The sequence below is a fragment of the Mesorhizobium sp. Root102 genome (assembly GCF_001425625.1).
GTDB lineage: Bacteria > Pseudomonadota > Alphaproteobacteria > Rhizobiales > Rhizobiaceae > Mesorhizobium.
Genome location: NZ_LMCP01000012.1, coordinates 533428 through 559890, shown reverse-complemented (window position 1 = coordinate 559890; position 26463 = coordinate 533428). Strand labels below are relative to the sequence as shown.

General features: G+C 63.2%; 22 protein-coding genes and 1 riboswitch. Of the genes, 7 read left to right on the top strand and 15 right to left on the bottom strand.

What is annotated here, in order from left to right:
• Window positions 1-55: 55 nt before the first annotated feature.
• The 3 genes from ASD12_RS13890 to ASD12_RS13880 form a co-directional block, all read right to left on the bottom strand.
• A complete protein-coding gene (locus ASD12_RS13890; protein ID WP_056586555.1) occupies window positions 56-829 on the bottom strand; it encodes an amino acid ABC transporter ATP-binding protein in 774 nt (257 codons plus the stop codon).
• Window positions 826-1506 carry an amino acid ABC transporter permease gene (locus tag ASD12_RS13885; RefSeq protein ID WP_056586552.1) on the bottom strand — a complete coding sequence of 227 codons (681 nt, stop codon included), beginning with the start codon at window positions 1504-1506 and terminating at the stop codon, window positions 826-828. Before ASD12_RS13885 ends, ASD12_RS13890 begins: the two co-directional genes overlap by 4 nt.
• A gap of 137 nt (window positions 1507-1643) precedes the next feature.
• On the bottom strand, window positions 1644-2417 hold the full coding sequence (locus tag ASD12_RS13880; protein WP_056586549.1) for an amino acid ABC transporter substrate-binding protein: 774 nt from the start codon (window positions 2415-2417) through the stop codon (window positions 1644-1646).
• Window positions 2418-2744: 327 nt separating this feature from the next.
• Between ASD12_RS13880 and ASD12_RS13875 the strand changes: the two genes are divergently transcribed.
• Window positions 2745-3608 (top strand): RNA polymerase factor sigma-32, encoded by an 864-nt coding sequence (locus tag ASD12_RS13875; protein WP_056586546.1) that lies wholly within the window; start codon window positions 2745-2747, stop codon window positions 3606-3608.
• Window positions 3609-3642: 34 nt separating this feature from the next.
• On the opposite strand, the gene ASD12_RS13870 is transcribed toward ASD12_RS13875, so the two are convergent.
• The 4 genes from ASD12_RS13870 to thiB all read right to left on the bottom strand — a co-directional run bounded on the left by ASD12_RS13870 (window position 3643) and on the right by thiB (window position 8783).
• Window positions 3643-5112 (bottom strand): M48 family metalloprotease, encoded by a 1470-nt coding sequence (locus tag ASD12_RS13870; RefSeq protein ID WP_056586542.1) that lies wholly within the window; start codon window positions 5110-5112, stop codon window positions 3643-3645.
• 263 nt (window positions 5113-5375) lie between these two features.
• Window positions 5376-6158 (bottom strand): thiamine ABC transporter ATP-binding protein, encoded by a 783-nt coding sequence (gene thiQ, locus ASD12_RS13865; RefSeq protein WP_056586540.1) that lies wholly within the window; start codon window positions 6156-6158, stop codon window positions 5376-5378.
• Window positions 6151-7776 (bottom strand): thiamine/thiamine pyrophosphate ABC transporter permease, encoded by a 1626-nt coding sequence (gene thiP / locus ASD12_RS13860; RefSeq protein ID WP_056586537.1) that lies wholly within the window; start codon window positions 7774-7776, stop codon window positions 6151-6153. The genes thiQ and thiP overlap by 8 nt, the downstream gene beginning before the upstream one ends.
• A gap of 8 nt (window positions 7777-7784) precedes the next feature.
• Window positions 7785-8783, bottom strand: a complete 999-nt coding sequence (gene thiB, locus ASD12_RS13855) for a thiamine ABC transporter substrate binding subunit (protein WP_056586534.1) — start codon at window positions 8781-8783, stop codon at window positions 7785-7787.
• A gap of 43 nt (window positions 8784-8826) precedes the next feature.
• Window positions 8827-8941, bottom strand: a riboswitch (TPP riboswitch).
• A gap of 87 nt (window positions 8942-9028) precedes the next feature.
• Between thiB and ASD12_RS13850 the strand changes: the two genes are divergently transcribed.
• From ASD12_RS13850 to ASD12_RS13835, 4 genes are all read left to right on the top strand, one after another.
• Window positions 9029-9673 carry a thiamine diphosphokinase gene (locus ASD12_RS13850; protein ID WP_056586531.1) on the top strand — a complete coding sequence of 215 codons (645 nt, stop codon included), beginning with the start codon at window positions 9029-9031 and terminating at the stop codon, window positions 9671-9673.
• A gap of 1 nt (window position 9674) precedes the next feature.
• On the top strand, window positions 9675-11495 hold the full coding sequence (locus ASD12_RS13845) for an ABC-F family ATP-binding cassette domain-containing protein (RefSeq protein WP_056586528.1): 1821 nt from the start codon (window positions 9675-9677) through the stop codon (window positions 11493-11495).
• 80 nt (window positions 11496-11575) lie between these two features.
• Complete coding sequence (locus ASD12_RS13840; RefSeq protein WP_056586525.1) at window positions 11576-11818, top strand: type II toxin-antitoxin system CcdA family antitoxin; 243 nt, start codon at window positions 11576-11578, stop codon at window positions 11816-11818.
• Window positions 11818-12117 carry a CcdB family protein gene (locus ASD12_RS13835; protein WP_056586522.1) on the top strand — a complete coding sequence of 100 codons (300 nt, stop codon included), beginning with the start codon at window positions 11818-11820 and terminating at the stop codon, window positions 12115-12117. The genes ASD12_RS13840 and ASD12_RS13835 overlap by 1 nt, the downstream gene beginning before the upstream one ends.
• Window positions 12118-12142: 25 nt before the next feature.
• On the opposite strand, the gene ASD12_RS13830 is transcribed toward ASD12_RS13835, so the two are convergent.
• Window positions 12143-13804 carry a hypothetical protein gene (locus ASD12_RS13830; protein WP_056586519.1) on the bottom strand — a complete coding sequence of 554 codons (1662 nt, stop codon included), beginning with the start codon at window positions 13802-13804 and terminating at the stop codon, window positions 12143-12145.
• Window positions 13805-13879: 75 nt separating this feature from the next.
• Window positions 13880-15178, bottom strand: a complete 1299-nt coding sequence (locus ASD12_RS13825) for an adenylosuccinate synthase (protein ID WP_056586516.1) — start codon at window positions 15176-15178, stop codon at window positions 13880-13882.
• Between the two features lie 206 nt (window positions 15179-15384).
• Between ASD12_RS13825 and ASD12_RS13820 the strand changes: the two genes are divergently transcribed.
• On the top strand, window positions 15385-16296 hold the full coding sequence (locus ASD12_RS13820; protein WP_056586514.1) for a DMT family transporter: 912 nt from the start codon (window positions 15385-15387) through the stop codon (window positions 16294-16296).
• A 54-nt stretch (window positions 16297-16350) separates the two neighbouring features.
• On the opposite strand, the gene serA is transcribed toward ASD12_RS13820, so the two are convergent.
• The 5 genes from serA to glmM all read right to left on the bottom strand — a co-directional run bounded on the left by serA (window position 16351) and on the right by glmM (window position 22821).
• Window positions 16351-17952 (bottom strand): phosphoglycerate dehydrogenase, encoded by a 1602-nt coding sequence (gene serA, locus ASD12_RS13815; protein ID WP_056586511.1) that lies wholly within the window; start codon window positions 17950-17952, stop codon window positions 16351-16353.
• Between the two features lie 68 nt (window positions 17953-18020).
• Entirely contained in the window at window positions 18021-19196 is a 1176-nt protein-coding gene (locus ASD12_RS13810) for a phosphoserine transaminase (RefSeq protein ID WP_056586507.1), read from the bottom strand.
• A gap of 199 nt (window positions 19197-19395) precedes the next feature.
• Window positions 19396-20172: an outer membrane protein gene (locus ASD12_RS13805; RefSeq protein ID WP_056586504.1), complete on the bottom strand. Its 777-nt coding sequence runs from the start codon at window positions 20170-20172 to the stop codon at window positions 19396-19398.
• Between the two features lie 204 nt (window positions 20173-20376).
• Window positions 20377-21213 (bottom strand): outer membrane protein, encoded by an 837-nt coding sequence (locus tag ASD12_RS13800; RefSeq protein ID WP_056586501.1) that lies wholly within the window; start codon window positions 21211-21213, stop codon window positions 20377-20379.
• A gap of 255 nt (window positions 21214-21468) precedes the next feature.
• Entirely contained in the window at window positions 21469-22821 is a 1353-nt protein-coding gene (glmM, locus tag ASD12_RS13795; RefSeq protein ID WP_056586498.1) for a phosphoglucosamine mutase, read from the bottom strand.
• Between the two features lie 368 nt (window positions 22822-23189).
• Here glmM and ASD12_RS13790 point away from each other — a divergent pair, with 368 nt between their 5' ends.
• Entirely contained in the window at window positions 23190-24059 is an 870-nt protein-coding gene (locus tag ASD12_RS13790; protein WP_056586496.1) for a hypothetical protein, read from the top strand.
• A gap of 438 nt (window positions 24060-24497) precedes the next feature.
• On the opposite strand, the gene ftsH is transcribed toward ASD12_RS13790, so the two are convergent.
• Window positions 24498-26426, bottom strand: coding sequence for an ATP-dependent zinc metalloprotease FtsH (ftsH, locus tag ASD12_RS13785; protein WP_023811859.1), 1929 nt, complete (start codon window positions 26424-26426; stop codon window positions 24498-24500).
• Between the last annotated feature and the right edge of the window lie 37 nt (window positions 26427-26463).

Below are 26463 nucleotides of genomic sequence, written 5' to 3'. Positions count from 1 at the left end.
GGCCTTGCGCCGGGTTTTTTGCTTTCTGGAAGTGGCGCTGAACCGAAGGCAGCGCTTACACCTCGCCGCCGCCTTCCTTCATCGCCTCCTGCTTCAGCGTCGCAATGAAGCGCTTGGTCCGCTGCTGCTCAGGATTGCCGAACAGCACTGCGGCCGGCCCCTTCTCGACGATAACGCCGGCATCGAGGAACACCACTTCCTGGGCGATCTTGGAGGCGAGGCGCAGATCATGCGTCGCCATCACCATGGTCGTGCCTTCGCTGGCGAGCTTGCCGAGCACGTCGACCACCTCTTGCGCCAGTTCCGGGTCGAGCGCCGAGGTCGGTTCGTCGCAAAGCAGCACTTTCGGCGACGGCGCCAGGGCGCGGGCGATCGCCACGCGCTGCTGCTGGCCGCCGGACAGCGTCGCCGGCCAGGCATCGGCCTTGTGCGCCATGCCCACCTTCTCCAGCAAAGCCAGCGCCCGCTCCCGCGCCCGCTCAGGCGGCCATTTCAGCACCGTCACCAGCCCCTCCATGACATTCTCGATCGCAGTGCGATGCGGAAACAGCTGGAAGTTCTGGAACACCATGCCGGTCTGCAGCCGCAAGCGCTGGATATCCCTGGCCGGAACCCGGCCGCCCGGGTGGAATTCGAGCGTCTCATCGCCGATCCGCACCGTGCCCGAGGTCGGGATCTCCAAGAGGTTGATGCAGCGCAGAAGGGTGCTTTTTCCCCCGCCTGACGGGCCGACCAGCGCCGTGACGCTGCCTTTGGCAATGGCGACTGTCACGCCCTTCAGCACGAGATTGTCGCCGAAGCGCTTTTCGATGTTGCCGAGGCCGATCATGAGCGTGCCTCCAGGAAGCCGCCATAGCGGTTGAGGCGGGTTTCCAGCCGCCTCTGCAAGGCCGACAGCACCGAACTCAGCGCCAGATAGAGGATCGCTGCCTCGACATAGAGGATCAGCGGCTCGTAAGTGGTGGCGACGATGCGCTGCGCCGCCTGGAACATCTCCGGCACGGTGATGGCGGCGGCCAGCGAGGTGTCCTTGACCAGCGAGATGAAGGTGTTGGAGAGCGGCGGCACCGCGACCCGGCCGGCCTGCGGCAGGATCGTGCGCCGCATCGCCTGGCTCCAGGTCATGCCGATCGAATAGGCGGCTTCCCACTGGCCTTTCGGCACCGAACCTATGGCGGCGCGGATGATTTCCGAGGTGTAGGCGCCGATGTTGAGCGTGAAGCCGATCAACGCCGCCGTGAAGGCGTCTAGCAGGATGCCGACCGACGGCAGGCCGTAGAAGATCAGGAACAACTGCACTAGGAGCGGCGTGCCGCGGAAGATCCAGACGTAGAAGCGCACAAACGCAACCAGCGGCTTCGCCCCGAACAGCCGGGCGAGCGCGGCACCCAGGCCGACCGACAAGCCAAGAACAAAGGACAACAGCGTCAGCGGCACGGTGAAGATCAGCGCCGCCCACAGGAGCGAAGGCAGCGACTCCAGCATCAGTTGCAGCCAGTGCGGCACGTAAGACCCTCCAAGTGGTCGAGGTGGCTTCGTCAAGGCGCGAATGCGTCAGCCATATCACGGTAAGAGCGGCGGGCCGTCAAAGACGGCTCGCCGCTCGATAGTCTCATGGGCCGGAGACCGGCCCACTCACCAGATTACTTCGAAACGTCCTGCCCGAAATAGGTGTCGGCGATCTTCTTGTAGGTGCCGTCGGCCTTGATGTCGGCCAGCGCCTTGTTGATCGCCGCGACCAGTTCCGGATCGCCCTTGCGCACGATGACGCCGGAATAGTCGGCGTTTTCCTCTTGCGCGGCGATCTTCACATTGGCGTCGGGCTTGTGCTTCTTGAAGTCGAGGAATGACAGGCTGTCATTGATGGTGGCGTCGGCGCGGCCTGTCAAAAGCAGCTGGATCGACTGGTCGAAGCCATCGGTGCCGACCAGCTCGGCGCCATTCGTCTCGGCCAGCTTGCCGAAATTCGAGGTCAGCGACTGTGCCGACTTCTTGCCCTTGAGATCGGCGAAACTCTTGATGTCGGTGTTGTCGCCGCGCACGATCAGCACTGCCTTGGAGGCAATGTAAGGATCGGAGAAATCGTACTTGGCCTTGCGGGCGTCAGTGATGCCGACTTCGTTGATGACGGCGTCATAGCGATTGGCGTCGAGACCGGCGATCAGCCCATCCCACTTGCCTTCGAGGAACTCGGCCTTGACGCCGAGCTTGTCGGCGATCGCCTTGGCTATTTCGACGTCGAAGCCGACCAGCGCGCCGGAAGTGTCATGATAGGTGAATGGCGCATAGGTGCCTTCCGTGCCGACCTTGATGATCCCGGCCTGCTTGATCTGGTCGAGATTGGCGCCGGCATGGCCTGCGGTGACAGCCAGAGCCTGCAGCGTTCCGGCGATGATGAGCGACTTGAGCCATTTCATTTTTCTGTGATCCCGTCCTTGGCCGGATATCCGGCATGTTTGAGCGCTGGAAACTGGCAGATGCGAGGCAGGAAAATAAGGAATGAAATTTCAAAGACAATCCGTTCTTGAAATCAGATGCTCAAAATTCCGTTTTCAACGAGAGTCGGCGCTATTCCAGACTATCCCGGAAGCCGTCTGGACAGCGTGTCAGGCGCGACGCCGGCCAGGGAACCATTCCCGTGCATGGCACGTTCTGGCTGTTCTAGGGCACGACGCCGCCATTTCAACCCGGGCGCCAGCCATGTTTGCAACGTCATCCGCATCGCCTGAACCAGGGAGCGCCTCATGATGGAAGACACGGCAGGACGGATCATGGTCCGCGCGGCAATGAGGGCCCCTTACCTCGAACGTGACGAGGAGCATAGGCTGGCATTGCTCTGGAAAGAGGACAACGACCAGAACGCTCTGCACAGCATCACCGTCGCCCATATGCGGCTGGTCATTTCCATGGCTTCGAAATTCCGCCACTACGGCCTGCCGCTCGGCGATCTGATCCAGGAGGGTCATGTCGGCCTGCTTGAGGCCGCCGCCCGCTTCGAGCCGGAGCGCGAGGTGCGGTTCTCTACCTATGCGACGTGGTGGATTCGCGCCTCGATGCAGGACTACATCCTGCGCAACTGGTCGATCGTGCGCGGCGGCACCAGCTCGGCGCAGAAGGCGCTGTTCTTCAACCTGCGACGCCTTCGCGCGCGGCTGGCGAATGGCGCCGAGCCGCTGTCCAACGCAACGCTCTATCGCGAAGTGTCGGAGGCGCTCGGCGTCTCCGAAGCCGATGTGGCGATGATGGATTCGCGGCTGTCGGCGCCCGACTCCTCCCTCAACATGCCGATAGCCGACGATGCGGGTTCGACCGAGCGCATGGATTTCCTGGTCTCGGATGATCCGCTGCCCGACGAGATCGTCGGCGACAAGATCGATGTCGCGCGCCGCTCGCTCTGGCTGAGGGAGGCGCTTCGCGCGCTCAACGCGCGTGAGCTGAGGATCATCGAGGAACGCCGGTTGAACGACGAGGGCGCGACACTCGAAGCGCTCGGCGAGACGCTCGGCATTTCCAAGGAACGTGTCCGCCAGATCGAAGCCCGCGCCATGGAAAAGCTAAAGGTCGCGTTGTTGAAGCAGAACCCGGAGTTCATGGCGACCGCCGCCTGATCCGCAGCAGACGTCCCGCGGATAGACCGCGATCTTACTTGTCAGTGACGATCTTGACCTTGTCGCCGGCCGAAACCGCGGCCCCCGGCGACAGCGCATTGAGCACGCGAAACAGGTCGAGCTTGCGGTCGACGCCGACCATCTGGGCCGAAAGAGAACCCATCGTCTGCCCTGGCTGGACAGTGACCACGCGGATATGCAGCGGCTTCAAAGCCGCCTTTTCGGCAGCGCTGAGGATCCGGAACGAGCCGCTGACCGAACGCGCCACTGTGTCCAGCGAGGTGCTGGCCGAAGGAGCAGCGGTCAGCAGCCGGTAGACCTGGCCACCGGCGCGGATCACAGCGATGTCGAACTGCCAGCCTTCGGCGCCCGCATGCGCGGTCGCCGCCTCATTGCCGTTGATGGTTTCCTGTTTGACGGTGCTGTCGTCGAGACCGGCCACCCAGCCGCTGCGGATATAGTCTGTCAGCGAGCGGTTCTTGTCGATCGAGACGCCGTCGAAGCGGATGGCCATGTCACCGGGACCGGTTGCGGTCACTGCCGCCGCCGAATTGTCGATGATGAAGCCCTGCGGCACCGAGAAGGACACGCCAAGGCCCGGATGCAGGAAGGTTTCGCCGCGCACATAGCCTTCCTCAGGTGTGTCCCCATAGAGCAGGCCGTCTATGCCGGCGAGGAAGGAATCGCGGTCGCGCGTGCCGAAGCCTGGCGCACCGAACTGGCGGGCATGGCGCTGCGCCAGATCGATGCGCTGCGGCGTGTTGGGGTGCGTGGCCAGGAAGTCTAGGCTGGCATCGGTGGCGCCGCTGATCGAACGGAAATCGGTATAGGCCGACATCGACTGCAGGAAGCGGCCGGCGGCGAAAGGATCGTAGCCGGCTTCGCCGATCGATTTGATGCCGATGGCGTCGGCTTCCAGCTCCTGGTTGCGCGAGAATTGCGCCAGCCTCAGCTTGCCGCGGATCAGCGCCGCCTTGGCGGTCGGGCTGTCGCCGAGCACGTCAGAAACCACCTTGGTCGCCAGGCCTTCCTCGGCCTCGAGTTGCTGGCGCTGCAGGCCGTGATTGGCCGTGACGTGGCCCATCTCATGCGCGATGACCGCGGCAAGCTCGGCCGAATCATTGGCCAGTGCCAGCAGGCCGCGTGTGATGTAGAGATAGCCACCCGGCAGCGCGAAGGCGTTGACGTTGGGCGAATTCAGGATGGTGATGCGATAGGTCTGCGTCGGGTTGGCCGAGACCACCGTCAGATTGCCGACCACCTTGGCGACCATGCGCTCAAGCTTGGGATCGGAATATTCGCCGCCATAGGTCGCCAGGATGCGCGGATGCTGCGCCTTGGCCAATTCAGCGAGCTTGTTGTTGGCGCCGACATTGTCGACGGTGATCGGCTTGTCGGATGGCTGGAAGCCGGATTCCTGAACCGCCGGCGGCGTGAGCATCTGGCAGCTCGCCAGCGCCACGGCAAAGCCAGCCAGCGCAAGAAAGCGCGCCAGCGGTTTCATTCCTAGTGTGTTAGCGCCGATCGCCAGAACGGCTTCCTTTCGGGTCCCGGCGCATGATCACGAAAATCGGGGGCGATCTTCGGAATGTGTCATGCGCTATATATCTCAAACTGCTGCAGCATCCGTTGCCCGTCCCACAGGGGCGAGCGGCGGATACTGCAGGCAAATCACGTCCTGTGCCGGACCAGTAGGGCGGACCTAGCCACACTCCTCCAGTCATGGCAAGCAAGCGCCACATCGCCTGGAACCGGTTTGACCGTAAATTATGTCCGCTTCCGGGCAACATCTCGTGATACGGCACCCCCGGTACCTGCGCCGATATAGCGCCGGAACGCTTCCGGACCAGCCCCGGCAAAGAAATCATCCGCCTTGCCGGTTGCGGCAACCAAACCATTGTCCAGAAACACCATGTGTTCGCCGATACGGCGGGCGTCTTCGGGCTGGTGGGTGACGAACAGCACCGTCATGCCCCGCTCGGCATGAACGGCGGCAACCAGATCCAGCATGTCGTCGCGCAGCGCCGGACCGAGCGAGGCGAAGGGTTCGTCGAGCAGCAGAACAGGCCGATCGCGCACCAGCACCCGGGCCAGGGCGACGCGTTGACGTTCCCCGCCGGAAAGTTCGCGCGGCAGGCGTCGTTCCTTGCCGGCAAGACCGGTGCGCGCAAGCGCCTCGGCGATCGCGGCGCGGTCCGCCTCGGTCAGCCGCAAGGATGGCGAGCGCCCGAGCCCGACATTCTGCTCGACGGAAAGATGGGCAAAGAGATTGTTCTCCTGGAACACCATCGACACAGGCCGAGCTGAAGGAGGCTCGGCGCTGACATCGGCCCCGCCGATCAGCACGCGGCCGGACTGCGGGGTCTCGAAGCCGGCGACCAGATTGAGCAGCGTCGACTTGCCCGAACCGCTCGGCCCCATGATGGCGGTGATCTTCGCCGTGACAAACTCGACGTCGAAGACCAGCGGTGCTTCGCCATAGCTGAACGACACGTTATCCAGCCGCACCGGAGCGCCCTTTTCAAGCCTGCTGGCCGCTCCGTCACGCATCCCGGACCTTCTCTCTTCCCAGCCAGTGCGCCGCCACGATCAATGCGAGGCAGACGAGGCCGAGCAGCAGTGCCAGGCCGGCGGCGTCCTCGGTGCGGTAGCTGCCCATCCGCGCCAGGAGAAGGTAGGGCAATGTCTGCACGGAATCACTGCCGAACAAGGCAATGACGCCGAGATCACCGAGCGACAGCGCCATGGCGAAAGCGAAAGCCGTGGCGAGCGGTCGCCGCAGCGACGGCCAGTCGACCAGCATTAACCGGTTCCAGCCGGCAATGCCGAGCTGTGCACACAGCCGCTCGTGACGCTCGCTGGCCGCATCATAGGCGGGACGGATGGCGCGCAGGGCGAACGGCATGGCCATCACCGCATTGACGGTGACGACCATGACCGGGGCAATGGCGAAGACATCGCCGACATGGCGCAGCAACAGGAACCAGCCGGCGCCGACGACGATCGGCGGCACGACCAGGACAAAGCCGGCGCCTGTATCGGTGGCGTGTTCGAGCAGTGTCTTTGCGCCGGTCCGGCGGTTCAGCGCCAGGGCCCGCCGCGCCATGGTCAGCGCCAGCGACAACGTCACTGAGAGCAGCGCCGACAGGTACGCGAGCACCACGCTGGTCAGCGTCGCCTGCCGGACAGTGGCCTCACCGGCCAGCCGGCCGAGATCGGCGCCGAGCCCGGCCATCACCGTGGCGGCCATCGGCCCGACGACGAACAGCAGCGCCAGGACGATGAGCATGGCGTTCAACCAGGTTTCGCTCCCGTTGACCGAGAGATAGCGGCGTTGCGCGACTGGCAGGTTGGTGTCGCCGACCACATTGGCACCAAGCCGTGTCAGCGCCAGCACCACGACAAAGGTCAAGGCGATCTGCAGCAGCGTCAGCGTGACGGCGCGCGCGGGATCGAAATCGAAGCGAAGCGCCTGATAGATACCGACCTCCAGCGTCGTCGCGGCCGGCCCGCCGCCCAGTATCAGCACGATCGTGAAGGATGTGATGCAGAGCATGAAGACCAGCCCGGCGACCCCTGGCAATGCCGCACGCAGCGTTGGCCATTCGATCAGCCGGAACGCCGGCTGCGCCGCCATGCCGAGCTGGCTCGCCAGCCGCCATTGATCGGACGGTATGGTCTGCAGCGCCTCGAGAAACAGTCGCGTCGCCAGCGGCAGGTTGAAGAAGACATGGGCGACGAGAATGCCGGACAGGCCATAGATCCCCGGCCAGCTTCCACCGCCGATCATGGCGAGCACGCCGGCGAAATAGCCGGCGCGGCCATAAAGCGCCAGGATGCCGAGGGCCGCAACGATGGCCGGCAGCGCCAACGGTACGGCGAAGAGCTGCAGGATGAAGGCGCGGCCAAAGAAGCGCGGATGCCGCGACAGAGCGCGCGCCACAAACAGCGCCGGGCCGACGGAAAGCAGCGTCGACAGCGCTGCTTGCCAGAGCGTGAAGCGAATGACGCGAAACAGATAGGGGTCGAAGGCTGCCCATGCGCCCGAAAGATCGTGAGCGCCCTCGAAAAGCAGGCCTGCAAACGCACCACCGATCAGCAGCCCGATTGCAGCAAGCGCGATAATGCCGGCGCTGACGCGGGAATTCGTGGAATGCGCCGGCGTCATCGCGCTGCCTACTTGCTCATCACCGCCAGCCATTCATCGACCCAAGCCTTGCGGTTGGCGGCGACTTCCTCGGGGCTGAATAGCAAGGTTTTGGTCGGCTTGACCAGTTTGTCGAATGCCGGATTGAGCGGCTTGTCGGTCTTGCCTGCCGGGAACATCCAGTTGGTCTCGGGAATGGCATCCTGGAATTTCGGCCCGGTCATGAAGGCCATGAACTTTGCCGCCAGCGGATTCTTGGCTCCCGCCGTGGTGATGCCCGCCACCTCGATCTGCAGATATTCGCCCTCCTCGAAGGAGGCCGCCTGGTAGCGCTCGGTGTTCTCGGCGACCATGTGGTAGGCCGGCGACGTCGTGTAGGACAACACCATCGGCGCCTCGCCCTTGGTGAACAGGCCATAGGCCTCGCTCCAGCCCGGCGTCACGGTCAGCACCTTCGCCTTGAGCTTGGCCCAGGCCTCCGGCGCCTTGTCGCCATAGACCGACTTGACCCACAGAAGCAGGCCGAGGCCCGGTGTCGAGGTGCGCGGATCCTGGATGACGATCTTGTCGTCGGCACTGCCTTCGACCAGCTCTTTCAGGCTTTTCGGTGGGCTCTTCAGCTTCTCGGTGTCGTAGACGACGGCAAAATAGCCGTAGTCAAAGGGGACGAAAGTGTCGTCGCTCCAGCCGCCCGGCACATTGACGTCGGTCACCGCGCCATGCGGTGCGAACAGGCCTGACGCCTTGGCATCGGCGGTGAGATTGGTGTCGAGGCCAAGCACGATATCGGCCTTGGTCGATGCGCCTTCCAGCTTGACCCGGTTGAGCAGCGCGACGCCGTCGGCGACCGAGACGAACTCGACATCGCAGCCGCATTCGGCCTCGAATTCCTTCTTCACCACGGGACCCGGACCCCAGTCGGCGGTGAAACTCTCATAGGTGTAGACGGTGAGCTTGTCCTTGGCCAAGGCCGGGTCGGACAGGACCACGGCCATTGCTGAGACAAGAGCGTATAAAAGCGTGCGCATCGGCGCCTCCTTCGTTCGAGTTAAAAGGAATTGAGGCGTCGGACTGTCCGAAACGTCTAATCCCTCCGCCGGTACAAACCGGATCAGGTTCAGCGGGTTGGCGAGATTGCCTCTCAGCCGGTCCGCGAAGATCGCATCCGGCACCCCGTTAGAGCGTTTCGACACATAGGCCGGGCCGATCCCCCACGCAAGTGGGAGTTTGCCGCCTTCCGTTTGCCGTGCCGGGCTGGTAAGGGCCACACGATATGAGCACATTCACCATCCTGCTTGGCGGCGATCTCATCCGCACGCCACGGCTCGACCGCCAGGTCGAAGGCTCCCGCGTGATCGCCGCCGATGCTGGCATCGGCCATGCGCGGCTGCTGGGTCTCGTGCCGGAGCTGTGGGTGGGTGATTTCGATTCGGTGCCGGCCAACCTGCCTGACGATCTCGCTTCCGTGCCGCGCCGGACCTTCCCGGCGGAAAAGGACCAGACCGACGGCGAACTGGCCGTCGCCGCCGCACTGGAGCGCGGTGCGACCAGCCTGGTGCTCGTCGGCGCCTTCGGCGGCAAGCGCGCCGACCACGCTTTCCTGCATCTGGCGCTTGCCCTGCGGCTGGCCGAGGCCGGGACTGATGTGCTTTTGACAAGCGGCGCCCAGGAAGGCGTTCCCCTGTTGCACGGAACGGCTGGCTTCGACTATACCGACCGCACGCTGTTTTCGGTGCTCGGCTTTTCCGAGCTTGCCGGCCTGACCGTCACCGGTGCCAAATGGCCGCTCGATCACGTCAAGGTGGCATTCGGTTCGTCGCTGACCATTTCCAACGAGGTCATGGGCCACCTCGAAATCGCGCTGGACCATGGCAGCGCGATGCTGCTCGCTCATCCCTATCCCTTACCTGAAAGCTGACATGGCCCCGCCCCTTCTCAACCTCGACGGGATAAAACTGACCTTCGGCGGTACGCCGCTGCTCGATGGCGCCGCCTTGACCGCTTCGGCCGGCGACAAGATCGCATTGGTCGGGCGCAACGGATCAGGCAAGTCGACGCTGCTGAAGATCGCCGCCGGCCTGATCGAGCCGCAGGACGGCGAGGTGTTCCGCCAGCCCTCGGCAACCATTCGATACCTGCCGCAGATGCCCGACATGGAAGGTTTTGCCAGTGTCCGCGCGTATGTCGAGGCAGGACTAGGCCCCGCCGACGATCCCTACCGCGCCACCTATCTGATGGAGCATCTCGGCCTGTCGGGCGAAGAGCGGCCGAACGATCTGTCAGGCGGCGAGGCGAGGCGCGCCGCCCTTGCCCGCGTCATGGCGCCCGAGCCCGACATTCTGCTGCTCGATGAGCCGACCAACCATCTCGATCTCTCTGTCATCGAATGGCTGGAAGAGGAGCTTAGCCGCACCTCCTCCGCACTCGTCGTCATCTCGCACGACCGTCGCTTTCTCGAACGCGTGTCGCGCGCCACGATCTGGCTCGATCGCGGCCAGACCCGTCGCCTGGACAAGGGATTTGGCCATTTCGAGGAATGGCGCGACCTGGTGCTGGAGGAAGAAGAGCGCGAGCAACACAAGCTCGGCCGCCAGATCGTGCGTGAGGAACACTGGCTGCGCTACGGCGTGACGGCGCGGCGCAAGCGCAACATGCGCCGTCTCGGCGAATTGCAGACGATGCGCCAGCGTTTTCGCGGCCATCGCGGCGCCGAAGGGTCGGCCACCATGGTGGCCAGCGACGCCGCCGAATCCGGTAAGCTGGTGATCGAGGCCAAGAACATCGAGAAGAGCTTTGGCGATCTCACCGTGGTCAAGGGGTTTTCAACCCGCATCCAGCGCGGCGACCGCGTTGGTCTGGTCGGGCCGAACGGCGCCGGCAAGACGACGCTGTTGAAGATGCTGACCGGCGAGATGAAGCCCGACGCCGGCTCGGTACGGCTCGGCACCAATCTGGAGATCGCCACCCTCGACCAGAAGCGCGAGGCGGTCGACCCGCAGGAGACGCTGGCGCAATATCTCACCGACGGGCGCGGCGAAAACCTCGTCATCAATGGCGAGCAGCGCCACGTCGTCTCCTACATGAAGGATTTCCTGTTCAAGCCGGAGCAGGCGCGCACGCCGGTGCGCGAGCTGTCCGGCGGTGAGCGGGCGCGGCTCTTGCTGGCGCGCGTGCTGGCGCGGCCGGCAAACCTTCTGGTGCTGGATGAGCCGACCAACGATCTCGACATGGAGACGCTGGAACTGCTGCAGGAACTGGTTGCCGGTTTTGCCGGAACGGTCATCCTGGTCAGCCACGACCGCGATTTCCTCGACCGCACAGTGACCAGCCTGATCGCGCCCGACGGTGACGGCCGCTGGATCGAATATGCCGGCGGCTATTCCGACATGCTGGCGCAGCGCGGCGGCACCAGGCTGGATGACCGCAAGGCGCGCGCGAGGGCCGAAAACGGCGAAGCGCCCGCATCAAGCAAGAGCGAGGCCACAGCGCCAAAGGGGCCGGCGAAGAAACTGTCGTTCAAGCAGAAATTCGCGCTGGAATCCCTGCCTAAGAAAATCGAAGCCGTGACGGCATCGATCTCAAGGCTTGAGAACAACATCGCCGATCCGGCCTATTACGAGCGCGATCCGGCCTCCTTCCAGAAGACCATCGCCGCCCTCGACAAGGAGCGCGCCACGCTGGCCGCGCTTGAAGAAGAGTGGCTGGAGCTGGAGATGCTGCGCGAAGAGATGGAGGGGTAGCTTCACCGCAATCAGCATTGCCTGATTATTGCAGTGACACGGAAATGCGCATACATTATGCGCATGTTACGGAGGCTACTATGCGCAAGGTTGCCTTGAATGCGATCCGTCAGCCAGCAAATCTGTCGATCGATTCGAACCTCATGAGGGAAGCCAAGGGGCTTGACGTGAATGTCTCGCGCGCCGCGGAAGCAGGCATCGCGGAGGCGGTGGCTGCTGAAAAAACGCGGCTGTGGAAGCTTGAGAACCGCGCCACGATAGATGCGTGGAACGACTATATCGAGAAGCACGGCATTCCGCTGGAAGAGTACCGGCAGTTCTGATGCCCCGCTATGATGTCTTCGCCGGTCGCATCGAAGGCAGCTACTTGCTCGACGTCCAGTCCGAACTGCTCGACAATTTCAAGACGCGGGTAGTCGTTCCGCTTCTGCCGGTCGCAACGGTGCCGCCGCCGATGCGAAAGCTTCATCCGATCTTCGAGATCAACGGCCGAAAGGTGGTTATGGCAACACACCTGATCGCCACCGTTCCGGCCAGTGAATTAGGCGAAAGTCGACTGAACCTGATGAGGCACCACGACGACATCGTCGCGGCACTCGACATGCTGTTCCAAGGCTTCTGAACAAAGGCGACAGTTACGGCGTTTCTCAGCCAGCCGTTTTCGCTTGCCAGGCCTTGATCGCCTCGTCGAACACCTTCTCGCCGGGAATGCCCTTTTCCATGGTCAGCAGCGCCCGCCGTCCGGTCTTGTAGACGACCGGCACGTCGATCCAATCCTGGCCGCGAAGCAAGGTCATGTTGGCGTCCTCGTCCGCCTTGGTGTCGTTGAGCGCGACGAGGAAGAAACCGTCGGCGATCTTGGCCGGAATGCCGATCAGCGGGCTGCCGGCATCCTGTTCCGAACTCTTCATGGCGACGCGCAGGATGTTGTCGACGCCGCCGCCTTCGAAACCGTCGGGGGTCAGGAAGATCATCTCGATGATATGGCTGGCCGGCAAGGTCTGGTCGGTGTTGCGGCGGATGGTCATGCGCAACTGGATGTCCTTGCCGGGAATGGTTGCCTCGGCGCGGATCGCCGGCTCCGGCGGCAGGTCGCCTCCGGGCGATTCCTGCACCAGCGACCAGACGATGTTGCCGGGCTCCGCCGAACCCGGGGCGGTGCTGGTGCGCTCTTCATAGAAGATCGCCTTCTGGCCAACCGGCAGAGCGGTTTCCGCGGGCGCGGCTGCCGGCGCCGCTGGCGTGGCGCCTGCCGGCGTTGGCGGAGTGGCGGCGGCATCGGCCGGCGCAGCTCCCGTAGCAGGCGGCGTCGCGGGCGCGGTGCCCGGTGCCGGCGTTGTGGCAGGTGCGGCCGCAGCCGGGGTGCCGGCGGCCGGTGCGGAAATTGCCGGCGCGTTGGTCGCCGAGGGCGGCGTGGTCAGCGCGGCGACCGATTCGCCCTCGCCGATGCCACTTTGGCCGCCGGCCGGGCCGGGGTCGACTTCACTGCCCTGCGGCGTCAGCCGCTGGGTGAATTTCGTGCTTTCGGCTTCCGTGCCGCCGGCTGCAGGCGCCGGCGGCGTTGCCGCCGCATCGGTTGCCGGCTTGGCAGGTGCTGGTTTCACCGATTCGGTCTTCGCGACCTGGTTGCCGCCAAGCCCCAGCATCTTGCCGAAGGCGTCCTTGTTCAGCCAGATGCCGTAGCCGCCGCCGGCAACGACCAGCAGCGCGACGACGGCGGCGATCAGCCCGCCATAGCTGCGCTTGCGTTCCGCCGGGCGCAGGCGCTGAAAGGTCTCCGACACCGGCTCTTCGTTGCTGGAAAAGACATCGGCCCCGTCGTCCGCCTCATCGGCGTCCATACCTGCAGCGTCCATGCCTGGGAGAGGCGTGTCGGCGCGAGCTGACTGGGAAGGTGCGGCTGCGGGCTTCCAGCTTGGCTCGACCTTGGCGGCAGGGGGCGGCGGGGGTTGATAAGGTTCAGGCTTGGCGGCGGGCGGTGCCGGCCAGGCTGATTCCGCCTTCGCCGGTTGCCGTGTATGGCTCGGCTGGTTCTTGTTGCGATCGATTGAGGAAAAGATGTGTTCCAGTTCCGCGAGCGGGTCGGTCTCCCGCACGCCGTTGGCATAATCCCGCTCGACGCTCGCGATGGCGTCTTCCAGGGAGCGTTTCTGCTTGGCTATGACCTCCGCGGACAGCGGCGGCGAGAATTCCGCAAGTTTTCTTTCAAGTGCGGAACGAGCGCCATCGTAGGTCCGCGTGCGCGTTTCCGGTGTGGGCTCGCCGTACTTGTCGAGCGCCTTTTTCAGAACAGCAACGAAATCTGCCATGCTTCAGTCGACCTGTATTTTGTTTCCGCGCCGGCCCCCTCAAATCAGCCGCGATGCCCGGAAAGGCTTCAGAAACTAGTCTTGAAACGGATCGGTCACAAGTATCGTGTCGTCGCGTTCCGGGCTGGTGGAAAGGAGCGCGACCGGAGCGCCGATGAGCTCCTCGATGTAACGGACATACTTGACGGCCTGGGCCGGCAGATCGTTCCAACTGCGCGCGCCGGCAGTGGTGCCTTTCCAGCCCTCGAGCGTCTCGTAGACCGGCTCGACGCGTGCCTGCGCGCCCTGGCTGGCCGGCAGATAGTCGATCATCTCGCCGTCAAGGCGGTAGCCGGTGCAGACCTTGATCTCGTCCAGCCCGTCGAGCACGTCGAGCTTGGTCAGCGCGATACCCTTGATGCCGTTGACGGCGACGGCCTGGCGCACCAGTACCGCGTCGAACCAGCCGCAGCGGCGCTTGCGCCCGGTGACGACGCCGAATTCATGGCCGCGCGTGCCGAGGAATTCACCGATCTCGTTCTTCTGCTCGGTCGGGAACGGACCTTCGCCGACGCGCGTCGTATAGGCCTTGGTGATGCCGAGCACATAACCGATGGCGCCCGGGCCGACGCCGGAGCCGGCGGCCGCCTGTCCGGCGACGGTGTTCGACGAGGTGACGAACGGATAGGTGCCGTGGTCGATATCGAGCAGCGTGCCTTGCGCGCCCTCGAACAGGATGCGCTCGCCGGCCCGGCGCTTGTCGTCGAGGATTTTCCAGACCCGATCCATGTAGGGCAGGATCTCGTGCGCAACCGAGGTCAGCTCATGCATGATCGCATCATGCGTGACTTCGGCATGGCCAAGCCCGCGACGCAGCGCATTGTGGTGCGTCAGCAGCCTGTCTACCTTCAAGGGCAGCGTTTCCAAATCCGCCAAATCCATCACCCTGACCGCGCGCCGGCCCACCTTGTCCTCGTAGGCGGGGCCGATGCCACGACGGGTCGTGCCAATCTTCGTTCCGGAATTGGAGGCGGCGTCTTCGCGGAATCCGTCCAGTTCCCGATGCAGGGACAGGATAAGCGCCGTGTTTTCGGCTATTTTCAGGCGATCTGGCGTCACCTCGACGCCTTGCGCCATGAGCTTGGCCACTTCGGCGACGAAAGCGTGCGGGTCGAAAACAACGCCATTGCCGATGATGGACAGCTTGCCCTGGCGCACGACGCCCGACGGAAGCAACGACAATTTGTAGACCTTCCCGTCGACGACCAGCGTGTGGCCGGCATTGTGGCCGCCCTGAAAACGCACCACGACATCGGCCCGCTCCGACAGCCAGTCGACGATCTTGCCCTTGCCTTCGTCGCCCCACTGCGAGCCGACGACCACCACATTGGCCATGTTTCTTTTCCCTTGAGACGCCGCCAAGCGGCTTGAATATGGTTCGAAACGACAGGCCTCTATAACGTCAAGACCTCGCGAGCGCGACCATTCTTTGCCGTCGAAAATGCCTTGAGGCACAACAATTTTCGGCTTTGACATCATTTACTTGGGCACACGGGGGCAATAGGCCGGCAAACACCGCGTCCCCGCGGCCGGAATCCGCGATGCATCGAAGCGCCTACATATTCCTGCTGCTCACCACCTTGCTGTGGGGCGGCAACTCGGTGGCCGGCAAGCTGGCTGTCGATCACGTCTCGCCAATGACGCTGGTCTTCCTGCGCTGGGTGCTGGCCGTGGCAATCATGCTGCCGATAGGCTGGAAGACGATCCAAAAGGACTGGCCGGTGGTGCGCAAGCACTGGCTCGTGCTGGCGGCGCTCGGCGCCAGCGGCTTCACTCTGTTCAATACCATCTTCTACACGGCGCTCAACTACACGACGGCGATCAACGTCTCGATCGAACAGGCGGCGATGCCGATCCTGATCATCGTCGCCAATTTCGTCTTCTTCCGCCTGCGCGTGAACTGGGCGCAGATTGTCGGTGTCGTGCTGACCGTCGCCGGCGTGATCCTGACTGCCTGCCACGGCGATCCGCGCCGGCTGTTGACGCTGGAGCTCAATTTCGGCGACGCCATCATGCTAGTCGCCGTGTTTCTCTACAGCGGCTATTCGGTCGGGCTGAGGCTGAAGCCGATTATGCATTGGCAGAGCCTGATGCTGGCCCTGTCGGTTGCGGCACTCGTCACCTCGCTGCCGTTCTTCCTGTGGGAGGTCGCTGCCGGCAAGGTCATTGTGCCCGACGCGCGCGGCTGGACGGTTATCTTCTATACCGCGATCGGCGCCTCGGTCATCTCGCAGATATTCTACATCAGGGGAAACGAACTGATCGGTGCCAACCGCGCCGGCCTGTTCATCAATCTGGTGCCGATCTTCGGCACGCTGCTGTCGGTGCTGATCGTCGGCGAGACGTTCCAGCTTTACCAGGCACTGGCTTTGGTACTCGTGCTGGGCGGCATCGGGCTTGCCGAATACAGCGGACGCAAGATGGCGGCTCTGCCGTCAGCCAGGACACGCTGAACAGGAAAGGCGCGGTCCAGGCCGCGCCTTTTGATCTCTCATAACGAGTGCAGATCACATCGCGTTGACGTCGAACTGCAGCCTCTTGGCCGAGTCGATCGACTTGTGCGCCCGCACCTGTTCCAGCACTTTTTCCGGGAACGGCGCATCGAGGTAGAGCAGCGCGATGGCATCGCCGCCCGGCCGGTTGCGGCCGAGCTGGAAGTTGGCGATGTTGACGCCGTTCTCGCCGCAGACCGTGCCGAGCAGGCCGATAATGCCCGGCGCATCGGCATTGGTCGTGTAGAGCATGTGCTGGCCGACCTCGGCGTCGAGATTGATGCCCTTGATCTGGATGAAACGCGGCTTGCCGTCCGAGAAGCAGGTGCCGGCGATCGAGCGGGTCTTGTGCTCGGTCGTCACCGTCAGCTTGATGTAGCCGTCGAACACGCCCGACTTGTCGCGCTTGACCTCGGCAACAATGATGCCGCGCTCCTTCACCATGATCGGCGCCGACACCATGTTGACGTCGGAGACCTGCGGCCGGATCAGCCCGGCAAGCGCGGCGCTGATCAGTGCGCGTGTGTTCATCGTCGCGGTCGCGCCGTCGAACAGGATCTCGACCTCCTTGATCGGATCCTCGGTGACCTGGCCGACAAAGGCGCCGAGCACTTCGGCGAGCTTGACGAAGGGCTTCAGCCTCGGTGCTTCCTCGGCGGTGATCGACGGCATGTTGATGGCGTTGGAAACCGCGCCCTTGATCAGATAATCGGCCATCTGCTCGGCAACCTGCAGCGCGACATTCTCTTGCGCTTCCGCTGTCGAGGCGCCGAGATGCGGCGTCGCCACCACGTTCTCCATGCCGAACAGTTCATTGTTCTCGGCCGGTTCGACCTCGAACACGTCGACGCCAGCGCCCGCCACCTTGCCGCTCTTCAGCGCCGCGACCAGATCGGCCTCGACGATGAGCCCGCCGCGCGCGCAGTTGATGATGCGCACACCTTTCTTCATCTTGGCGATAGCGGCCGCATCGATGATGCTGCGCGTCTTGTCGGTCAGCGGCGTGTGCAGCGTGATGAAGTCGGCACGGGCGAACAGTTCGTCCAACTCGACCTTGTCGACGCCGAGTTCCTCGGCACGGCTGTCCGACAGGAACGGATCGAAGGCGATGACATGCATCTTCAGCCCGACGCCGCGCGTCGCCACGATCGAGCCGATGTTGCCGCAGCCGATGACGCCCAGCGTCTTGCCGGTGATCTCGACCCCCATGAAGCGGTTCTTTTCCCATTTGCCGGCATGGGTTGAAGCGTTGGCTTCCGGGATCTGGCGGGCAAGCGCGAAGATCATCGCCACCGCATGTTCGGCTGTCGTGATCGAATTGCCGAAGGGCGTGTTCATCACGATGATGCCCTTGCGGCTCGCCGCCGGGATATCGACATTGTCGACGCCGATGCCGGCACGGCCGATGACTTTGAGATTGGTGGCGGCGTTGATCAGCTTTTCGGTGACCTTGGTCGCCGAGCGGATGGCGAGGCCATCATACTGGCCGATCACTTCGGCGAGCTTTTCCTTGTCCTTGCCGAGATCGGGCAGATAGTCGACCTCGACGCCACGATCCTTGAAGATCTGCACGGCGGTGGGAGAAAGTTTGTCTGAGACGAGAACGCGGGGCGCCATGGCGGCCTCCTTGAAATGGATTTGATCCTGATGGGAATGGGCGGCCCGAAGGCCGCTACCGGAGAATGTCAGGCCGCCGCTTTGAGCGACGCCTTCTGTGCGGCGAAGGCCCAGTCGAGCCAGGGGAGCAGCGCTTCGAGATCTGACGTCTCGACCGTCGCACCGCACCAGATACGCAGGCCGGGCGGTGCGTCGCGATAGGCGCCGATATCGTAGGCGACACCTTCCTTGTCGAGCACCGACACCAGTCCCTTGGCGAAAGCCGCCTGCCCGTCGGCGTCGAGCGCCGACACATCCGGGTCGGTGAAGGACAGGCAGACCGAGGTGTTCGACCGCGTCGCCGGGAGGGCGGCGAGATGACCGAGCCATGAGGACTTGCCGACAAAGCCATCCAGGACGGCCGCATTGGCATCCGCCCTCGCGATCAGCGCATCGAGGCCACCGATCGACTTCGCCCAGTTGAGCGCATCGAGATAGTCTTCGACGCACAGCATTGAGGGCGTGTTGATGGTCTCGCCCTTGAAGATGCCCTCGATTAGCTTGCCGCCCGAGGTCAGGCGGAAGATTTTCGGCAGCGGCCACGAAGGCTTGTAGGTCTCCAGTCGCTCCACGGCGCGTGGGCTGAGTATGAGCATGCCGTGTGCGCCCTCGCCGCCCAGCACCTTCTGCCAGGAGAAGGTGACGACATCGAGTTTTTCGAAATCGAGCCTCTGTGCGAAGGCGGCCGAAGTCGCGTCGCAGATGGTCAGGCCCTTGCGGTCCGCGGGAATGAAATCGCTGTTCGGCACGCGCACGCCGGACGTGGTGCCGTTCCAGGTGAAGACCACATCGCGGTCGAAATCGATCTTTGCGAGGTCCGGCAGTTCGCCATAGCCGGCTTCGATCTTGCGCACGTCGGCGAGCTTCAATTGCTTGGCCACGTCGGTGACCCAGCCGGAGCCAAAGCTCTCCCAGGCGACCATGTCGACGCCGCGCTCACCGAGCAGCGACCACAGCGCCATCTCGACGGCGCCGGTGTCCGACGCCGGCACGATGCCGATGCGGTAACCCGCCGGGACCTGGAGAATTTCCCTCGTCAGCTCGATCGCCTGTTCGAGCTTGGTCTTGCCGATCTTGGCGCGATGGGAACGACCGAGCGCGGCATTGTTCAGCACCTCGACCGACCAGCCGGGGCGTTTTGCGCAGGGACCTGAGGAAAAATTGGGGTTTGCCGGACGGAGTCCGGGCTTCGTATGCGTCGTCATCGTGGTCTATCCTTCCAGATAGTGGCCCCTCGTTGGGGAGGGGTGGCCCACGGACGGCGATATGCGTTCAGGCTTCGGGCGTCAAGAGGAAAGTTTTTGTCGCTGGCGGGATACCGGCGATCTGTGATCAGGATGTCGTGACTTCAAACGCAGACGGCGGACCCGAAGATCCGCCGTCCTGATCCTTAGCTCGCGGCGCCTACCAGAGATCGTAGCGCAGCCCGAGCTTGACCTGATGATTGCTGATCCCCTTGCGGATCGAATAGGAATCCAAAGCATTCGCGGTGGCGTATTCGGCATCGGGTGCGGAGAAATACTGATAGCCCAGATCGACGGAGACGTTCTTGCTCACCTGATAGGCAAGACCCGCATTCAACGTATAGGCGAGCGAGTACTTCGTCCCGTTGTCGTGCAGGGAGAAATCGTCGGTGGCGTCGCCATTGTCGGTGAAGTAGCTCGCCGAGAGCTGATGTTTGCTCCGGACGACACCAATACCCGCGCCCAGATAGGGGGTGATTCCTACATAAGTGCCAAGGTCAACATAGCCGTTGAGCATGCCCGAGAAGGCATAGTTCTTCAGGGATGCTGATGCCACGGTCGCGGTATCCGGGGCTATCACGATCGCTGAATCATCATAGGCGACGCTGAACCTGTTGCCGGGCAAATAGCCGAGATTGAGATCCGCGCGCAGATAGTCGTTGAAATGATAGCCGAAGCCGATGCTGGCAAAGATCGGATCTTCCTTGTCGCTGAAGCTTGCAGGTGGCGAAGGCGTGAAGGAGAAATCCTCATTTTTGAAGCTCTTCTGCGCCAGATAGGAGACATCACCGCGCAGATACCAGCCCGAGCCGACCTCGACCGGCACATAGTCGGGCGCCTGGTCGACATAGATCGGGGGATCGTAGTCGGCCGCGTGCACGGGTGTTAGCGGTGCGAGGGCGAGTGCGACAAGCGCCATACGCAATGTGAGTTTCATGGTCCCCGACTCCCGAATTTGGCGCCGCAAGCAATTGCAACGGCAGCCATCGTTTCAAGGAGCATTGTTAACCATAGTGGTTAAGTGTCGGTTAAGGCTAACGGAGCGTTAGCAAATTGATTCTCAAGAATTTCATCCGAAACGTACAAACGAAAACCGCCCGGTCGATGCCGGGCGGTTCGCAGACTTCAGGCAGTGAAGGTGTTACTTGGTGTAGATCGGCTCGGGTTCGGGCTGGTAGGCGACCACCGGCGCGGCGCAACCATTGTTGCCACCGAACTGATAGCGCAGGCCACCGCGCACTTCGTGCGTGTTGATGCCACGGTCGAAGCCGGGGCCGGAGCTGCTCACGTCCCATTCGAACATGCGGCCGCCTTGGATGTGGCTGAAGCGGTAGCCTGCATCGAGGATGATTTTGTCCGTCAGGCAGTAGGAAGCGCCGGCCATCAGAGCGTAGGCGAAACGCCAGTTGGACGCTCCCGGATTGGTCTCGGTGGTGTTCGGGTCGTAGACAGTATCCCACTTGACGCGCGCACCGCCGATGCCGGCACCGACATAGGGCGTGATGCCGTGATAGGTGCCGAGATCGACATAGGCATTGGCCAGCAGCAGCAGGGCGCTCATCTTCGACACTTCGGTCGATGTTCCGTTGATATCTGAGGTGCCGCCGTTGAAGTTCGACTTGAACCAGTAGTCGGCGGTCAGATCGGTACGGAAGTGGTCGTTGATCTTGTAGCCGACGCCGGCACCGAGCGAGAAGCCGCCTTTGAGCTTACCGAAATCGAAACTTCTGGTGCCGGGCGTGACCGAACAGTTACAGGGATCGACGGTGTAGGTCATATAGTCGATGCCGCGCACGGTAGACTTGTGATAGTCGATGTCGCCGCGGATGTACCAGCCGCCGACTTCGACCGGCTGCTCGTAGACGGCTTGAGGCGGAGCCTCTTCCACCATCGGTTCCGCCATGTCGGCTGCGAACACCGGTCCTGCCAGGCTCGCGAACAGTAAGGCGAGCAGAGCCTTTCTTGCTGTATTGAACATGCTTGTCACCCCTGAAAAGCTCGGAACGGCGAACCCGCCCGAAATGCGATTGGCTTTCAGTCGTGGATAATGAGTTGCAAAGGTTAAAAGGCGTTTAACCCTGTTGCTTAACCACGAATCTCGAAACTTCGAGGAGTTGAGCGCGATTTCCGGAGGTTGGAATCAACCGCCGGACCAACGAAAAAGCCCGCCGGAAGGGCGGGCTTTGAGCTGGCGAAGCTGTGCGGCGCGACGCCCTCCCGGGAACGCCGGGGATCAGGCGGCGCTGCGCGTTTCCGAGATAACGTCGACGATGCCGTTGACGACGGACTCGACCAGTTGCGGGTCGTCGCCCTCGGCCATGACGCGGATCAGCGGCTCTGTGCCGGAGGGCCGGATAACCAGCCGCCCGGCCTTGCCGAGGCGGTGACGGGCATCTTCGATGGCTGCCTTGACCGGCGCTTCCTCGAGCGGCTTACCGCCGGAAATATGGACGTTCTTGAGAAGCTGCGGCACTGGTTCGAATTTCTTCGACAATTCGCTGACCGGCCGCCCCTGCCGCTTGATGCAGGCCAGCACCTGCAGCGCCGAAACGAGGCCGTCGCCGGTGGTCGAAAAGTCCGACAGCACGATATGGCCCGATTGTTCGCCGCCGACATTCAGCCCATGCGCGCGCATGTGCTCGACGACATAACGGTCGCCGACCTTGGTGCGGTGCAATTGCAGCTTCATGCCGCCGAGGAAGCGCTCGAGGCCGAGATTGGACATGACGGTCGAAACGACACCGCCGCCCGCAAGCCGCCCGCTCTGGTGCCAGGACTCGGCGATGAGCGCCATGATCTGGTCGCCATCGACGATCGCGCCGTTCTCATCGACAATGACGACGCGATCGGCATCGCCATCGAGTGCGATGCCGATGTCGGCGCGGACTTCGTGCACTTTCTTCTGCAGGCCGGCGGGATGCGTCGAGCCGCATTCCTTGTTGATGTTGAAGCCGTTGGGTTCGACATTGATGGCGACGACCTCGGCGCCCAGCTCCCACAGCGCCTCGGGCGCCACCTTGTAGGCCGCGCCGTTGGCGCAATCGACGACGATCCTCAAGCCGGAGAGCGACATTGAACGCGGCAAGGTGCGCTTGGCGAATTCGATGTAGCGGTCATGCACGCCGTCGACGCGCTTGGCCCGGCCAAGCCCGTCGGAATCGGCCAGCGCCAGTTCGATATCCTTGTCGAGCATGCTCTCGATGCGCTCCTCGATCTCGTCGGAGAGCTTGTAGCCGTCGGGTCCGAACAGCTTGATGCCGTTGTCGTAGTAGGGATTGTGCGAGGCCGAGATCATGACGCCGATATCAGCGCGCAGCGAACGCACCAGCATGGCGACCGCCGGCGTTGGGATCGGGCCGAGCAAGAACACGTCCATGCCGGCGGCGCAGAGACCGGCGACCATGGCATTCTCGATCATATAGCCGGAAAGCCTGGTGTCCTTGCCGAGCACGACGCGGTGGCGATGGCTGCCGCGCTGGAAGGAGAGGCCGGCGGCCATGCCGACCCGCATCGCGATTTCCGCGGTCATCGGAAACTTGTTGGCGCGCCCGCGAATGCCGTCCGTGCCGAAATAATTCCCTGCCATGCTAGCCCGCTTCCTCGACGTTTCTTCCCCGGCACGTCATGCCACAATTGGCCAGGGCGCTACGATCACATTGTGTGATTATATGTTACCAATCCTTAGAAAACCATTGTCGTGCAGGGCACACAACCTGCCTGCAACCTAACACACCGCGACTGCCATATTGCAATACACCATTCGTGCGAGCCTTTCAGCGCAGAAGCACCTGGAAAGTCTTGCTCTGAATCCGACAACGGGCAACGATTTCATCACCTTATCGGGAGAAGTCGGCTTTCGGCGATATATATGCCACTTAGTATCTGGCGCAACCGACCGTTGAGCGTTATTGATTCGCAGGGACGTATCATGGGCTGCTGCAACGGAGAAACGCTATGCTCATCCACCGACTTGCCACTTTGACCGGCCTCGCCGTCGCGACCTTGTTCCTAGTTGCGCCTGCCAACGCACTGACGATGGCCGAATGCAGCACGAAGTACAACGCCGCCAAGGATGCGGGGACACTCGCCGGGGCGACCTGGAACCAGTTCCGCAAGGCCCAGTGCGGCACCGACGCCGCAGCCACGACCGACACCAAGCCAGCCGACACTAAGAAAGCCGCCGACACCAAGAAGGCTGCCGAGACCAAGAAGGCTGCCGAAACGAAACCGGCCAAGCCAGCCGCTGCTGCGGACAACAGCCAGGCCAAGGGCCTGACGGCGAAGGAATGCAGCACCAAGTACCAGGCGGCGAAGGCTGCCGGGACGCTGAACGGCATGAAGTGGAACGACTTCCGCAAGACCGAATGCGCCGCCGGTGCATCCGCCGCAGCCACCGCAAAGCCGGCAACCACCAAGGCTGCCGCGGCTCCCGCCGATAATGCCGCCAAGGGTCTGAGCATGGCCGAATGCAGCACCAAATATCAGGCTGCCAAGACGGCCAACACGCTGAAGGGCATGAAGTGGAACGACTTCCGCAAGAACGAATGCGGCGCCAGCGCATCCGATGACGACACCGTGCCGGCCGCCGACGAGGCAAACTACACCAAGGAGCCGGCGAAGCCGACGACGGCTGCGCCCAAGGGAGTCACTTTCCCGTCCGCGATCTCGCCGAAATATGCCAGCGAGACCCCCGGAAAAGGCCGCATGCATACTTGCCTCGACCAGTACTATGCCCTCAAGGACGCCAACGCGCTTGGCGGCCTGAAATGGATCCAGAAGGGCGGCGGCTTCTACAGCCTGTGCAACGCCAAGCTGAAGAGCTGAACGACAACAACATCTGAACAAGAAAAGGCCCGCGACCCGCAAGGCTCGCGGGCTTTTTGTTGCCACGACGGAAGCCCTGCAGGCGCTGCCGGCGACACTGCTGATCTCCCCCCACGTGGGGGATGCCCGGCAGGGCAGAGGGGGGCGCGAAGGATCGCGGCCTTGCTCTAATTAGTCTGGTTTCCTTGCATTCACGACAGCTGGGAGAGGGTGGCTCAAGGAATCGAACGGCAAGAGGGATCGTCCGCCGCCGGAAGGCCTAAACTCGATTTGTCGGCGGGACAGCGCCCCCTCTGTCCTGCCGGACATCTCCCCCACACGGCGGGAGATTGGCTGCCACGCCGGCTTTCGCCAATCGCAAAACAATCTTTTGCAGACGCCAAACAAAAACGCCGCGGACATGCCGCGGCGTTTCTAAATCAACCTGCTTGGTCGAACTCAGCTCGACGGCTGCGGCTCCATGCCGCCTTCGGGCTCTGGACCCTTCTTGCGCCGGCCGCCGGACTTCGGCACGGCCGAGCCACGGCTCGGCGGCGTGTCGTCGCCAAGGTCGCGCGCGGGCTTGTGGCCGGCGATCAGCTGCTTGATCTCCTCGCCGGACAGCGTCTCGTACTCCAGCAGGCCCTGCGCCAGCGCGATCCATTCCTTCTTCTTCTTGGTCAGGATGGACTTCGCCGACGAATAGGCCTCGTCGATCAGACGACGCACTTCGGCATCGATGATCTGCGCCGTCTCTTCCGAGACGTTCTGCGTGCGCGCCACCGAATGGCCGAGGAACACTTCCTCCTGGTTGTCGCCGTAAGCGACATGGCCGAGCTTGTCGGAAAAACCCCAGCGCGTAACCATGGCGCGGGCCAGCTTGGTCGCCTGCTCGATGTCGGAAGAGGCGCCGGAGGTGATATTCTCCTTGCCGAACTTGAACTCCTCGGCGACACGACCGCCCATCATGATGGCGAGCCGCGAGATCATGTATTTGTAGCTCATCGAATAGCGGTCGCCTTCGGGCAACTGCATGACCATGCCGAGCGCGCGGCCGCGCGGGATGATGGTGGCCTTGTGCAGCGGATCGGCCGACGGCACGTTGAGCGCGAGGATGGCGTGGCCGGCCTCGTGGTAGGCGGTGAGCTCCTTCTCGGCCTGCGTCATGGCCGACGAACGACGCTCGGCCCCCATCATGATCTTGTCCTTGGCGTCCTCGAATTCAGCCATGGTGACGAGACGCTTGTTGCGGCGTGCCGCCATAAGCGCGGATTCGTTGACGAGGTTCATCAAGTCGGCGCCGGAGAAGCCCGGCGTACCGCGCGCGATCACCTTGAGGTCGACATTGGGCGCCAGCGGCACGTTGCGCACATGCACCTTGAGGATCTTCTCGCGGCCGACGATATCGGGGTTCGGCACCACAACCTGGCGGTCGAAGCGGCCTGGCCTGAGCAATGCCGGATCGAGCACGTCGGGCCGGTTGGTGGCAGCAATCAGGATGATGCTTTCGTTGGACTCGAAGCCGTCCATCTCGACCAGCAACTGGTTCAGCGTCTGCTCGCGTTCGTCATTGCCGCCGCCGAGGCCGGCGCCGCGATGACGGCCGACAGCATCGATTTCGTCGATGAAGATAATGCAGGGCGCGTTCTTCTTGGCCTGGTCAAACATGTCGCGGACGCGGCTGGCGCCGACGCCCACGAACATCTCGACGAAGTCCGAACCGGAAATGGTGAAGAACGGCACATTGGCTTCGCCGGCAACCGAACGGGCGAGCAGCGTCTTGCCGGTTCCCGGAGGGCCAACAAGCAGCACGCCGCGCGGGATCTTGCCGCCGAGCCGCTGGAACTTCTGCGGATCGCGCAGGAACTCGACGATCTCTTCCAGATCTTCCTTGGCTTCGTCGACGCCGGCAACGTCCTGGAAGGTGACGCGGCCATGCGCTTCGGTGAGCAGCTTGGCCTTGGACTTGCCGAAACCCATGGCGCGCCCGGAGCCGGACTGCATCTGGCGCATGAAGAATATCCAGACGCCGAGGATGAGGATCATCGGCAGCCACGAGATCAGATAGCCGAACAGCGAATTGGAACCGTCTGTTTCAGGCCGCGCGTTGATGGTGACGTTCTTGTCCTGCAGCCGCGAGACCAGCGACGGATCGCCGGGCGAATAGGTCTGGAAGCCGCTGGCATTGTCGGTGTAGGTGCCGCTGATGCGAGCGCCTGCGATGGTCACCGTCTTGACCCGGCCCGCCGCGACGTCCTGCAGGAACTGCGAATATGGCACATCGCTGGAAGCCCCTCGCGTCTGCGGCGTCTGGAACAGATTGAACAGGGCAATGAGCAGGACCGCTATGATCGCCCAGAGCGCGAGGTTGCGATAGTTCGGATTCATCAATTGTCCCGTTGGCGTCCGCAAGGCGGACACGCGT

What these genes read in the sequence shown, in the direction of transcription:
- ASD12_RS13890 (WP_056586555.1), bottom strand. Translation starts at nt 829, where the DNA reads ATGATCGGCCTCGGCAACATCGAAAAGCGCTTCGGCGACAATCTCGTG.
- ASD12_RS13880 (WP_056586549.1), bottom strand. Translation starts at nt 2,417, where the DNA reads ATGAAATGGCTCAAGTCGCTCATCATCGCCGGAACGCTGCAGGCTCTG.
- ASD12_RS13875 (WP_056586546.1), top strand. Translation starts at nt 2,745, where the DNA reads ATGATGGAAGACACGGCAGGACGGATCATGGTCCGCGCGGCAATGAGG.
- ASD12_RS13870 (WP_056586542.1), bottom strand. Translation starts at nt 5,112, where the DNA reads ATGAAACCGCTGGCGCGCTTTCTTGCGCTGGCTGGCTTTGCCGTGGCG.
- thiQ (WP_056586540.1), bottom strand. Translation starts at nt 6,158, where the DNA reads ATGCGTGACGGAGCGGCCAGCAGGCTTGAAAAGGGCGCTCCGGTGCGG.
- thiP (WP_056586537.1), bottom strand. Translation starts at nt 7,776, where the DNA reads ATGACGCCGGCGCATTCCACGAATTCCCGCGTCAGCGCCGGCATTATC.
- thiB (WP_056586534.1), bottom strand. Translation starts at nt 8,783, where the DNA reads ATGCGCACGCTTTTATACGCTCTTGTCTCAGCAATGGCCGTGGTCCTG.
- ASD12_RS13850 (WP_056586531.1), top strand. Translation starts at nt 9,029, where the DNA reads ATGAGCACATTCACCATCCTGCTTGGCGGCGATCTCATCCGCACGCCA.
- ASD12_RS13845 (WP_056586528.1), top strand. Translation starts at nt 9,675, where the DNA reads ATGGCCCCGCCCCTTCTCAACCTCGACGGGATAAAACTGACCTTCGGC.
- ASD12_RS13840 (WP_056586525.1), top strand. Translation starts at nt 11,576, where the DNA reads ATGCGCAAGGTTGCCTTGAATGCGATCCGTCAGCCAGCAAATCTGTCG.
- ASD12_RS13835 (WP_056586522.1), top strand. Translation starts at nt 11,818, where the DNA reads ATGCCCCGCTATGATGTCTTCGCCGGTCGCATCGAAGGCAGCTACTTG.
- ASD12_RS13830 (WP_056586519.1), bottom strand. Translation starts at nt 13,804, where the DNA reads ATGGCAGATTTCGTTGCTGTTCTGAAAAAGGCGCTCGACAAGTACGGC.
- ASD12_RS13825 (WP_056586516.1), bottom strand. Translation starts at nt 15,178, where the DNA reads ATGGCCAATGTGGTGGTCGTCGGCTCGCAGTGGGGCGACGAAGGCAAG.
- ASD12_RS13820 (WP_056586514.1), top strand. Translation starts at nt 15,385, where the DNA reads ATGCATCGAAGCGCCTACATATTCCTGCTGCTCACCACCTTGCTGTGG.
- serA (WP_056586511.1), bottom strand. Translation starts at nt 17,952, where the DNA reads ATGGCGCCCCGCGTTCTCGTCTCAGACAAACTTTCTCCCACCGCCGTG.
- ASD12_RS13810 (WP_056586507.1), bottom strand. Translation starts at nt 19,196, where the DNA reads ATGACGACGCATACGAAGCCCGGACTCCGTCCGGCAAACCCCAATTTT.
- ASD12_RS13805 (WP_056586504.1), bottom strand. Translation starts at nt 20,172, where the DNA reads ATGAAACTCACATTGCGTATGGCGCTTGTCGCACTCGCCCTCGCACCG.
- ASD12_RS13800 (WP_056586501.1), bottom strand. Translation starts at nt 21,213, where the DNA reads ATGTTCAATACAGCAAGAAAGGCTCTGCTCGCCTTACTGTTCGCGAGC.
- glmM (WP_056586498.1), bottom strand. Translation starts at nt 22,821, where the DNA reads ATGGCAGGGAATTATTTCGGCACGGACGGCATTCGCGGGCGCGCCAAC.
- ASD12_RS13790 (WP_056586496.1), top strand. Translation starts at nt 23,190, where the DNA reads ATGCTCATCCACCGACTTGCCACTTTGACCGGCCTCGCCGTCGCGACC.
- ftsH (WP_023811859.1), bottom strand. Translation starts at nt 26,426, where the DNA reads ATGAATCCGAACTATCGCAACCTCGCGCTCTGGGCGATCATAGCGGTC.